The organism is Exiguobacterium alkaliphilum 12/1, assembly GCF_000714435.1.
Lineage (GTDB): Bacteria > Bacillota > Bacilli > Exiguobacteriales > Exiguobacteriaceae > Exiguobacterium > Exiguobacterium alkaliphilum.
Window position 1 is genome coordinate 1 of the sequence record NZ_JJMW01000035.1, and the last position, 12,144, is coordinate 12,144.

The following is a 12,144-nucleotide window of genomic DNA, read 5'->3' on the forward strand; positions in this document are numbered from 1 at the left end:
TGGGTGTTGCACTTAATTTTATAATTCATCGTACGCAAAAAAAGAGACGCCCGAATCGTCTCTCAAGGGGTAGTGAAGTAATGGACGGTCCAATACGGTTCTTTTTGGAGTGCCTCGATTTCGACATGGCCGTTATGGACTTGTTGCAAGAGGTGGATGATATGCTTTTGCAAGTTCGAGTCATGGGAACCGCTGTGCAAAATCCCATCCTCATTCGCGATAATATAGAAGCCACCAAGACGGAGTGGAATATGCTTCCGCACTGTCGTCACCGCAGCTTGAAATTCGGTTTGTCCGCCTGCCAACGGAACGGTCACGTCGAAACGTCCCCATTGTTTAAAGTCACCTAGTTCTGAGAACGTCGGTGGGTCGCGATGGTCCATCGTCATGACCTCCAATCGTATCGATCTCTTCCTGTTTAGTATAGCGGTTTTTCGGGCGGTGGCGTAGGAGAATAATCACATAGGTCACCATCGCATTCCCGCTTTGCGCTAATACTTGTCTTTTTCTAGATTATGTAAAAAAAACCTTCATAAAAGTGCAACTAGTCGAAAAAACACGACCGGGGTGGTCCCGGTCGCGCTCACTGATGGACGACTTCTTTTGAAGTCGGTAGTTCACAAATAAACGTGCTGCCTTCCCCGTAGACGGATTCGACATGCAGATGTCCGTCGTGGGCTTTCGCGATCTCTTTACAAATCGCAAGACCGAGGCCGGTCCCGCCGATTTTGCGGCGATCTGAGTTATCGACCCGATAGAATTTACCGAACAAGTTCGGTAACGCCGAGGACGGAATCCCGATCCCATTATCCCGGACTTTCATGACGACTTGGCCTTCAAGCCGCTCGAGCGAGACGAGGACGTTACCGCCATCCGGTGAATACTTGACGGCGTTACTCAGCAGATTGCCGAGCAATTGACGCATGCCCTCGAGGTCGGCCTCGATTGTGAAGTCTTGCGTCGAATCGGCATCGAGATGAATGTGGTGAGCGTCCGTCGTCTCTTGATAGAAACCGATGCTGTCACGGGCGAGTTCATATAAGTCGACCCGTTCCCATTCGAACGTCTGCTTTCCGGCCTCCATCTTTTGAAGGTCGAGGAAATCGCTGACGAGGAACGAGAGTCGTTTCGCCTCGTCATGAATCGTCTTCAAGTACAGCTCGCGACGGCTCTCTTTCAAGTCACGCTCGAGCATCAACTCCGTGAATCCGTAAATGGACGAGAGCGGGGTTCGCAATTCATGGGACACGGTCGAGACGAGTTCGGACTTCATCCGGTCGATTTCTGTCTCCGCCGTCACGTCACGTAAGACGAGCATCGTCCCGTGTAGCTTGCCGTCGCGATAGATGCTCTCGGCATAGACTTGTAGGAAGCAGTCGCCTTGGTCAAGGGAGATTGAAAGTCCTTCTTCTGGTGGTTTGCGGTCGAAGACGTGCTCGACATAGCTGATGAAGTGGTCACGTTGGTCGACACGTTCGGCCAACTGTTCGATATCGATTTTGACGTCAGCTAATTCTTCATAGCCTTGATAATCAAATTGCAAGTCATCGAACATCCGGATGAAGGCGCGGTTTCCAACGACCGATTCTTCTTCATAGTTCAGGTAGAGAATCGCTTCGCGCACGGAATTGATCAATTGTGCCGTCTCTTTTCGGTCTTGTTGCATCTGACGGTACAGACGCATCCGCAACAACGAAATGGCGAGCTGGTTCGCGAAGGCGTTCAACTCTGACTTTTCACTCGCATCGAACTGTTCATCATAACGTGCAAGGTACAAGCACCCGATCATCTTGTCGTCAGACGGGTCCATGACAGGGATGACCGTCTCATAAATATAGTACGGATACTCATGCAAATCATCGGCGACTTTCTTTGAAGTCGCAGCCGGCAACTTTGAAATCATCACTCGTTTCAATAGAAGCGACTTCGTCTTCAAACTTTCCTGCTGCTCTTCGGTCATCTCTTTTGGCACGACCGAACTGATTTCACCGTCTTTGACGAGGAGAAGCGCCCCGAACTCGGCCGAGGTCAACAGGACGATCTTTTCGATGACCGATGAGTAATCGAAGAGTGACTCTTTTGAAGCCAACACCTCAATCAGTTCGTTCCGATACTGTAGTTTCGTCTCGTTCTGCTTCGACGCCTGAAGCACATGTTCTAACTCTTCGTGTTTAGCGCGCATGCGTTCATTTTGCGAAGCCATTCGATTAATCAGAGGCCGCCCAATCAATAAGATTGCGCTAATAAACATGACTAACCCGGCCATCCAAATCCAGCGCAGTGTCAATAACTCGCCAGGTGAGACGGTATTGTCTCGGACGAACCACGCTCCGGTCGCCGTTAAGACGAGACTCATGACACACACGCCATACAGGATGCCGAGGATTTGACGACTGTTCAATTGTTCAACCCACTTGCCCATAGTACGCTCTACTTCCTTCCTTATCCCAAAAACCATCTCCAAACGATTCATCTAATACTCGAAATATACAAAAGGTTACCCTTAATGAAAACTGAACTGCTCATCCAATTCATATTCAACATATCTATCTTTTGAAATTCACATTATCTAGAGCGATATACCCCGATTTTTAGAAAGCTACACATTCCGATGTGCTTTCGTTTGACAGGGACGGGGAGCGGGGACTAGCTTAAAAGAAGAAACTAATTTGAAATGAGGTGCCTTATGCTCTCTATCGACCCACTAGCCCTGACTGAACGAGATACGTATAAATTTTTAATCGGCAGCGTCATCCCTCGTCCCATCGCTTTCGTCACGACTCGGAACGGCGAGATTGTGAACGCGGCCCCGTTCAGCTATTTCAATATCGTCGCGTCACACCCACCGCTCGTCTCCGTCTCGATTCAGCGAAAAGACGGCGTGATGAAAGACACGGCGCGCAATGCGGTCGCGACCGAAGAGTTGGTCATCCATATCGTCGACGAGACGAACGTCAACCTCGTCAATGAGACGGCCGCGTCGCTCGGTCCGGACGAAAGTGAACTCGACCGCACGTCGTTCACCCTTGCATCGAGTGATGTCATCGCGACGCCAGGCGTGAACGAAGCGAAGATCAGAATGGAATGTGTCCTGCACCATCACGTCCCGATTGAACACGAGGGCGTGGTGACGGCCGACTTACTCGTTGCCCGCGTCGTCCGTTTTCATATCGACAACGCGTTGTACGAAGCAGGGCGAATCGATGCGGCGAAATTGGCGCCGGTCAGCCGCTTAGCCGGAAACTTCTACGCCGAACTCGGCAAGACGTTCGAAATCGAACGTCCGAAATAAATGGTCCATGCGTCCGCCTCATGACGAGGTCGGGCGCCTTTTTTCGGGTAAAGAAAGAATAGCCGATTGGGGCGTTGTATTTCTTTCAATCCACTAGCCGAATGTGTCACAATAAAGTCAGAACATTCAATTATATTACTGTAGTGAACAAGAGAAAAAAGGGGAGTCGGCCATGTCCTATCGTCCAGCTGTTCAATCTATCATTCAAGCCATCGAAACGGTAATCGTCGGAAAGGAGGATGTCATCGCGAAAAGCTTGACGGCGCTGCTTGCCGGGGGGCACGTCTTGTTAGAGGATGTCCCGGGCGTCGGGAAGACGATGCTCGTCCGTACGTTCAGCCGTGCCATCGATCTCGAGTTCAAACGTGTCCAGTTTACCCCGGACATGTTGCCTTCTGATTTGACGGGGATCTCGATGTATAACCAAAAGACAAAAGAGTTCGAGTATCGACCGGGGCCGCTCATGGGCAACATCGTCTTGGCCGATGAAATCAACCGGACGTCGCCGAAGACCCAGTCGGCGCTGCTTGAAGCGATGGCGGAGCGGAGTGTGACGGTGGACGGGGAAGTGAAGATTTTGCCATCTCCGTTTTTCGTCATGGCGACGCAAAATCCGATTGAGCATGAAGGGACGTATCCGCTCCCAGAAGCCCAGCTTGACCGGTTCCTGCTTAAAATCGAGATGGGATATCCGTCCTTCAATGAAGAGTTATCCCTTTTGACGCGCTTCGAAAAAACCGAACCGCTCGATGCCTTACAGAGCGTCGTCACGAAACAGGAAGTCGAGCAGATGCAACGGGAAGTGCGAAACGTTCACGTCTCGAGTGCCGTCAAACAGTATATCGTCCGGTTGGTCCATGAATCACGGAATGATGCGAACACGTACCTCGGTGGCAGTCCACGGGCGACGCTTGCGCTCATGAAGGCGTCTCAGGCATGGGCCTATATCCATGGCCGCGATTTCGTCTTACCCGACGACGTCAAAGCGCTCGCCTCGAGCGTCCTCGGACACCGGGTGTTGTTGACGGCCGAAGCCCGTTACAAAGGACGGACGGCCGAGCAACTCATTAAAGGATGGCTCGACGAGATGCCGGTCCCGATGGATCGTGAGGTCAAAGAAGGATGAAAAACTGGATGAAGCTGTTCCTCGTTTGGGCGGCGGCATTCGGCTTGTACGCGTTCGCGCGCATCGAAGGCAGCATCGTCGCCTCGACGCTCTGGTGGTCATTTCTCGTCCTGACCGTCTACTGGACGCTGTTCATGATTTATCCCGTCACCGCCGCGAACGTCTGGCGCCGTGTCACGACGAAACGTCTCGTCTCCGGACAAACGATGGACGTCGAGCTCCAAATCGAACGGAAATACCCGTTCCTCGTCGGCATCGTCACATTAGAAGAACAGCCGCCCGAGCGTTTGACGGATGAAACGGAACCGATCATCACCTCGGTCGATCGCTTCTTCCGCCGGAAAGAGACGGTCCATTATGAAATTGCCCACATAAAGCGCGGCATTCACGTGTTCGACCGGACGAAGTTGCACGTGCGGGACGTGTTCGGTTTGTTCGACCGGACCCGGACGCTCCGGCTCGAGACGGTCGTCGAAGTCTCTCCGGCCGAACTGCCGTTTGATTTGCCGCGCGACGAACACGTCGGCGGCCGCGGCGAACAGTATCGTCGGACGCGGACGTATACAGAAGTCGCGAACACGACTAGTGGGGTGCGCGAATACGCAGCGGGGGACCGCATCGGTCGCATCGATTGGAAGGCGTCCGCTAGGCGCGATAACTTGATGACGAAGACGTTCGACCAAGAGCAAGAGAAAAAACTATCCCTTGTTTTCGTCCCGTCCGCATCTGCCGGTCACGAAGAAGCGTTCGAACGCTCGCTGTCGCTCCTCGTCGGGGCGATCCGACAGCTCGAACGAAAGAACTTGCCGTTTGAACTTTATGTGATTGAAGAGCAAGTTCGCTTGTTCCACCTGCCGGACCAAAGCGCCGACGTTGGTCATTACTTGTTGACGGCGACGCCGGAAGCGGAAGGGCGTCTAGTCGAACGCGTAAAACGGAACTTGCCGCAGCAGTCCGGTAATCTCATCTTGATCAGCCCGTTCGAAACGAAATGGGTGCGCGAACTCATGCATGAGACACAAGGTAGCTACCACCTCTATACAGCAAACGAGGTGACGACATGACCGCATGGATCAAACGGATCGTTTACACGGCGCTCGCCGCCTATTTGTTGTCGTTTTGGGTCGAGCCGATTGTCGGTAGCACGACGTTCGACGTGACGTGGCCGTTCTACTTCTTATTACTCGTCCCGATGTTTGCGAGTCTTTTGCCTTGGTATGGCCTAATCGGAGTCGTCGTCTTTAATTTCTTGGCCGTGTTGTACGTCTATCACGGCAGTCTCTTCGATTGGTTCGGACTGTGGCTTGAAGATTTGAGCGGCGTGCTCAGCGGCGCGTTGCCGGAAGAGGCGATTTTCTTCTCGGCGATGGCGCTCATTGGAGTGTTATTCGCCATTCTCGTCGGACGGACGTATCCGAGTTATGGATTTGTCCTCGGGATGATCGTCTCGACGCTCGGCTTGATGGCCTACTTCGACACGTGGACGCTATATGATGGCGAAGGACAAATCGTTCTCGCGATTTTGGCGTCGCTCTTCCTCTTATTTGTTACGGATCTTGCGAAACGGCCGAGCAAATCGCTCGTCCGCTACGTGAGCATCGCCTTGCTCGCCACCGTCATCTTGGCGCTCGCGAGTGTCTCACCGACGCTTGACGGCGATTGGTCCGACCGCATCACGACAAGTTTCCAAAACGCCGTCAATGAAGGCCAGTCGGGCACAGGCCGTGTCGGATATGGTGTGAATGATGAACAACTCGGTGGTCCGTTCGAACAAGATGACGGCATCGTCTTCATCACACGCGGTGTCCCGGCCCGCTATTGGCGGATTGAGGCGAAAGAAATTTATACCGGCAAAGGCTGGGTGGAATCCCCCGTCCTCGATTCGAATTTCAATCGTGGGCAGCTCGTCGACCCGGACGTCGACACGACGCCGGAACAGGCGTTGCTTCGCTTCGACCGGCGCGAGACGTTCGTCCCGTATGGCGGAGAGTATCCGCAAGCAGTCGAGACCGAGAGCGGGACTGAGTTCCGTGTCGGAGATATCGAGCAACAATTCCCGAACGAGACGGTTCACATCCGACCTTCCGGAAAAATCGTGTTCGACAACGACAATCAGGCAACGCCGCGGACGATTCAGTTGCGTTATAGCGTCCCGTCGTTCACGGAAGATCAGCTCAATTTAAATGAACCGGTGACGACGTTGACGGATGAAGAACAACAAGCGTACCTCCAACTACCGGATTCGCTCCCAGACCGCGTCCGCGACTTGGCAACGGACATCACGGCCGACAGTGAGACGCCTTTCGAGCAAGCGCAAGCCGTTCAAGCGTACTTCCGAAACGGTGCGTTCGAATATAACACGGAAGACGTCGCCATTCCGGAAGGTGACACGGACTACGTCGATCAGTTCTTGTTCGACACGCAACTCGGATATTGCGACAACTTCTCGACATCGGCTGCTGTCTTGCTCCGGGCAAATGGCGTACCGACGCGCTGGGTGAAAGGCTTTACGATGGGCGATGCGCGTGGGGTGATTCAAGGGGAGACCGAGTATACGGTCCGGAACCGCCACGCCCACTCATGGATTGAATACTTTGTCGAAGGCGCGGGCTGGGTCCCGCTCGAAGCGACGATTAGTTTTTCGGACGCCAACTTGCTTCAAGTCGAGACGGAAACGGACACGGGTTCGGACCCTGTCGCGAACGACCCGCAAGCCAATAACGATAACGAACCGACGAACCGCCCGCAAGAAGATATCGCGATTGACGATGTCGCAACGGGCGAGCTTCCGGAAGAAGCACGTCGCATCCCGGTATGGGGCTGGGTACTGATCGTCTTCGCAGTTGCCGTACTCGTCTGGAACCGGAAAGCGGTCGAACGGGCTGTCATGGTCGAGTGGTGGATACGCCGTCCACTTAGCGAGTCGTCACTCGTCGCGATGCAACGCTACTTGATGAAACGACTGCGAGCAGCGGGATTCAAGGTTGACGGTCGGACGCCGTCCGAACTTGCGAAGGAAGTCGACGCCTACTATGAATCCGAAGAAATGACTCGCTTGACTCGTTTGTTTGAACAGACGGTGTATGCGGATCAACCACCGAATTCGAAATATAAAGAATATTGGAAAATCATGATTCGCCGAATTATGAGTTGAAGTGACAAGGCGCATACAGTAAGATAGACGCATTAGTTAGATAATTGAACAATGCATTCCTTCGTATATACTCGTGAATTGGCGCGAGAGTCTCTACCGGACCACCGTAATGGACCGACTATGAAGGAGCACGTTTCGTATACAAAGAATTGGGCGTGCTTCTTCTTCGGTTTGGTAAATCCGTGGGAGAGGCTCGTCCTTTTTTTGAGATGAAGGCAGAAAGGTGGAGGTTTTGTGAAGATGTTGGAACAAGAGATGATTTTGGTGCTCGACTTTGGAGGACAATACAACCAGCTCATCACGCGACGTGTGCGTGACCTTGGTGTATACAGTGAGCTTCATTCGCACAAGATGACCGCTGCAGAAATTCGTGAGCTCGCCCCGGCTGGGATCATCTTCTCAGGTGGACCGAACAGCGTATATGCGGAAGGCGCATACCGCTGCGACCCGGAAATTTTCGAACTCGGTATCCCAATCTTCGGAATTTGCTACGGCATGCAGCTCATGACGCACCACTTTGGTGGACGTGTCGAGCGGGCGGCACACCGTGAATACGGAAAAGCGACACTCTTCTCGACACCGGAAGCCTCGGCACTCTATACAGGACTCCCGGTCGAGCATACCGTCTGGATGAGCCACGGCGACCTCGTCATGGAAGCGCCAGAAGGATTTGTCGTTGACGGGACGAACCCGTCTTGTCCGGTCGCTTCGATTAAGAACGACGAGTTGAAGATGTACGGCGTTCAATATCACCCGGAAGTCCGTCATTCGGAGCACGGGAATGAAATTTTGAAAAACTTCATTTACGAAGTGTGCGGTGCAAAAGGCGAATGGTCGATGGAGAACTTCATCGACATCGAAGTCGAGAAGATTCGTGAAATCGTCGGGAACAAGCAAGTGCTGTGTGCCTTGTCTGGAGGTGTCGACTCATCGGTCGTCGCGGCGCTCGTTCATCGTGCGATTGGCGATCAGTTGACATGTATGTTCGTCGACCACGGTCTGCTCCGTAAAAACGAAGCGGACAGTGTCATGAAGACGTTCGCGGACGGCTTTAACATGAAAGTCATTAAAATCGATGCGCGCGACCGCTTCATGGCGAAGCTCGCTGGTGTCTCTGACCCGGAACAAAAACGGAAAATCATCGGCAACGAGTTCATTTACGTGTTTGACGAAGAAGCGTCTAAACTCGTCGATATGGACTTCCTTGCCCAAGGGACGCTATATACGGACATCATCGAGAGCGGAACAGACACGGCGCAGACGATCAAGTCGCACCATAACGTCGGTGGCCTTCCGGAAGACATGAACTTCACACTCATCGAGCCGCTCAACACGCTCTTTAAAGATGAAGTGCGTGAACTCGGTACTGAACTTGGCCTTCCAGACTATATCGTCTGGCGCCAACCGTTCCCAGGACCGGGTCTTGGGATTCGCGTCCTCGGTGAAATCACGGAAGAGAAGCTTGAAATCGTTCGCGAGTCAGACGCTATCCTTCGTGAAGAAGTGAAAAAGGCTGGACTCGAGCGTGACATCTGGCAGTATTTCACTGTCCTTACACCAATCCGTTCAGTCGGGGTCATGGGTGATGAGCGTACGTACGACTATGCGGTCGGCGTCCGTGCCGTCACGTCAATCGATGGGATGACATCGGACTGGGCACGTATTCCTTGGGACGTGCTCGAGAAAATTTCGGTCCGTATCGTCAATGAGGTCAGCCACGTGAACCGCGTGCTGTATGACATCACATCGAAGCCACCGGCAACGATCGAGTGGGAGTAATTAGTCTAAAACCGAACATTAAGGATTAATAAAACGTTAAAATCCGTTATTTGTGTTGACATGCACGAATGACGCTGATACGATAGAAACGTTCTTATTATATCCGAACAATTTAAATTAAATTTGCCGTATAATGTCGGGAATATGGCCCGAGAGTCTCTACGAAATCACCTTAAATGATTTCACTACGGCGAGACATAGATGGGGGACGTCTGTCCCTGTATGTTTCGCGTGGGGTCCTCGGTCATTTGCCGGGGACCTTTTCTCGTTTACGGCGAGCCAAGGAGGAAAACCAATGAGCACACAGCTCAAGCAAGAACCAACGCAACAACCAGAAAGCCGGATTGAACGCTTTTTCCAGTTAAATGAACTTGGAACGAACGTAAAAACGGAGTTCGTCGCAGGATTTACGACATTCCTCGCCATGGCGTACATTTTATTCGTCAACCCGAACATCCTCGGGGCAGCGGGAATGGATACCGGTGCCATCTTTGTTGCAACCGGCCTTGTCGCCTTAGTCGGATCTGTGACGATGGGCCTCTTCGCGAACTATCCGATCGCCATCGCACCGGGCATGGGGCTCAACGCCTTCTTCGCCTACAGTGTCGTGATCGGCATGGGGATCCCGTGGCAGACGGCTCTCTCGGGTGTCCTCGTCTCAGGACTCTTCTTCATCGTCTTGACGCTTTCAGGAATTCGCGAAACGATTGTCAATGCGATTCCCGCCCCGCTCAAAATGGCGGTCGCAGCCGGTATCGGATTCTTCATCGCATTCATCGGCCTCAAAAATGCAGGAATCGTCGTTTCGAATGAAGCGACTGTCGTCGGGCTCGGTGCACTCGGCACAGGGACGACACTCTTAGCTGTGTTTGGTCTTGTGGTCACGGCGCTCTTGATGGTCCGTAACATTAAAGGCGGTATTTTCATCGGGATGCTCTTAACGGCGATTGTCGGGATGATTTTCAACCTCGTTCCGACACCGACAGCGATCTCAGATGTCGTCTCAATGCCGCCGAGCATGTCTTCGACGTTCGGTCAAGCGTTCATCAACTTCGCGGACGTCTTCACGATTCAAATGCTTGTCGTCATCTTGACGTTCTTCTTCATCGATTTCTTTGACACGGCTGGTACGCTCGTGGCGGTTGCGCGCCAAGCGGGAATCATGAAAGACAACAAAGTTCCGCGTGCGAGCAAGGCGCTCATGGCGGATTCGACAGCGACAGTGGCAGGTGCAATCTTCGGCACGTCGACAGCGACGTCTTACGTCGAGTCATCGGCTGGTGTTGCGGCTGGTGGTCGCTCAGGGCTTACGGCCATCTTTGCAGGACTCTTCTTCGGTCTCGCACTCTTCTTCTCACCATTACTTGCAGTTGTAACGGCGCCTGTCACGGCACCGGCACTCATTATCGTCGGTGTGTTGATGGCTTCTGCTTTACTCGACATCGATTGGAAGAAACTTGAGATTGCCATCCCGGCCTTCATGACCATCTTGATGATGCCACTCACCTCTTCAATCGCGACGGGGATCGGTCTTGGATTTATCCTCTATCCACTTATGATGATGGCAAAGGGCAAGACGCGGGAGATTCATCCGATCATGTACGGGATGCTCGTCATCTTCCTTGCATACTTCATGTTCTTGCCTCACGCATAAACGGCATACGAAAAACGGCTCATTACGAGTCGTTTTTTTGTATGCCGTATTTTCAGGTAGGAAAGGGTCGTACATGGTGAGCGCATGGTTTTCTGTGATGAATTCGTTGCGGAGCAGGATGCCGTCGAGAGAATTGACCTCTCGGAAAATTTGGTTATGTCGGATCGTCCCGCCCCACCATTCTTTCGTGAAATGGTGGTTTTCTTCATAGATCTTGTAGGAGACAACGGCCGGGGTGGCAGAACGCCATTCCCCGACGAGACCATCTCCTTCTATATATAGAAGTAACTGATACGCTTGTTCGGTTTGGTTTGTGATTTGTAAGTCGAGGTAGTTATAGGAACAAGTCGCTCCGCTGCCGAAAGGTTGGTCACGTCTTGAATCGGGGAACACGTCATAGCTATGGCGATAACGTTCGGTGACGGTGAGTGGACTGTGAAGCGTGATCCAATATATCAAGTTGGACAATTGACAAAGACCACCGCCGATTCCACTTGTCACTTTGCCGTAGTGGAGAATCATCCCTTCTACATAACCTTTTCGTTTTGTGGGTCGCCCGATTGCTTTCCAGTAGGAAAAGACGTCTTTTGGTTCGATGATGAGGCCGTTTAATCGCTGGATTGCGATTTTGAGATTTTGAACTTTGTTCTGTTGCATCTCTATGTCTACATCGCGCAATTTACGATAGAGCGGCGTGCGATGTTTGTGAATCAAATAAGGAAGAGGGTTGTTCATCTGTTTTGATGCATATTTTCTGCCGTCGAACAGCCATGTAAGCCGGCGTTGGATTGTGTACACTTGGGTGCCGGCGAAGATGCGCAAGGCCGAACGTTGTTTCGGTCGTAGCTGTTGCATAAAGAGTTCACCTTTCGTCATAGAAATTGATTATAAATGATGTATTCGATAAGAGGGAATTATTTCCTCTTCGTTCTCTAAGGAGAGTTTTGAAAGGTCGAAATCTGAGGCGAAAAACTTTTTAAAGTTTTTTTAGAATAATGCTTGCCAGATTGAACAAGTAGATGCTATAGTTATCTCTGTTGCCAGCGACGCTCACACAAACGTGAGAAAAGTTGTTGACAGTTAAAAGTGATAAATGTTATTATCATTTAGTCGCCAAGAGCGGCAGACGAACTTTGAAA

8 protein-coding genes, 1 pseudogene and 2 riboswitches are annotated in these 12,144 nt (G+C 52.0%); of the genes and pseudogenes, 6 read left to right on the forward strand and 3 right to left on the reverse strand.

The window, feature by feature from the left end; all coding sequences use genetic code 11:
* Positions 1-62 precede the first annotated feature (62 nt).
* A complete protein-coding gene (locus tag RT52_RS08025; RefSeq protein ID WP_034807099.1) occupies positions 63-383 on the reverse strand; it encodes a hypothetical protein in 321 nt (106 codons plus the stop codon).
* A 200-nt stretch (positions 384-583) separates the two neighbouring features.
* Positions 584-2,422 (reverse strand): ATP-binding protein, encoded by a 1,839-nt coding sequence (locus RT52_RS08030; RefSeq protein WP_034814632.1) that lies wholly within the window; start codon positions 2,420-2,422, stop codon positions 584-586.
* A 264-nt stretch (positions 2,423-2,686) separates the two neighbouring features.
* Here RT52_RS08030 and RT52_RS08035 point away from each other — a divergent pair, with 264 nt between their 5' ends.
* The 6 genes from RT52_RS08035 (at position 2,687) to RT52_RS08060 (ending at position 11,005) form a co-directional block, all read left to right on the forward strand.
* Complete coding sequence (locus RT52_RS08035; RefSeq protein WP_034814633.1) at positions 2,687-3,292, forward strand: flavin reductase family protein; 606 nt, start codon at positions 2,687-2,689, stop codon at positions 3,290-3,292.
* A 172-nt stretch (positions 3,293-3,464) separates the two neighbouring features.
* The gene (locus RT52_RS08040) at positions 3,465-4,418 is read left to right on the forward strand and encodes an AAA family ATPase (RefSeq protein ID WP_034814635.1); all 954 of its coding nucleotides are present in this window, start codon (positions 3,465-3,467) and stop codon (positions 4,416-4,418) included.
* On the forward strand, positions 4,415-5,482 hold the full coding sequence (locus RT52_RS08045) for a DUF58 domain-containing protein (RefSeq protein WP_034807095.1): 1,068 nt from the start codon (positions 4,415-4,417) through the stop codon (positions 5,480-5,482). Before RT52_RS08040 ends, RT52_RS08045 begins: the two co-directional genes overlap by 4 nt.
* Positions 5,479-7,572: a transglutaminase domain-containing protein gene (locus RT52_RS08050; RefSeq protein WP_034814638.1), complete on the forward strand. Its 2,094-nt coding sequence runs from the start codon at positions 5,479-5,481 to the stop codon at positions 7,570-7,572. Before RT52_RS08045 ends, RT52_RS08050 begins: the two co-directional genes overlap by 4 nt.
* 41 nt (positions 7,573-7,613) lie before the next feature.
* Positions 7,614-7,713, forward strand: a riboswitch (purine riboswitch).
* A gap of 99 nt (positions 7,714-7,812) precedes the next feature.
* Positions 7,813-9,351: a glutamine-hydrolyzing GMP synthase gene (gene guaA, locus RT52_RS08055; protein ID WP_034814640.1), complete on the forward strand. Its 1,539-nt coding sequence runs from the start codon at positions 7,813-7,815 to the stop codon at positions 9,349-9,351.
* Positions 9,352-9,457: 106 nt separating this feature from the next.
* A riboswitch (purine riboswitch) is annotated at positions 9,458-9,559 on the forward strand.
* A gap of 87 nt (positions 9,560-9,646) precedes the next feature.
* Complete coding sequence (locus RT52_RS08060) at positions 9,647-11,005, forward strand: NCS2 family permease (RefSeq protein ID WP_034814642.1); 1,359 nt, start codon at positions 9,647-9,649, stop codon at positions 11,003-11,005.
* Positions 11,006-11,053: 48 nt separating this feature from the next.
* On the opposite strand, the pseudogene RT52_RS16190 reads toward RT52_RS08060, so the two are convergent.
* Positions 11,054-11,860: pseudogene (locus RT52_RS16190) on the reverse strand (VanW family protein); the annotation flags it as partial.
* Positions 11,861-12,144: the final 284 nt, after the last annotated feature.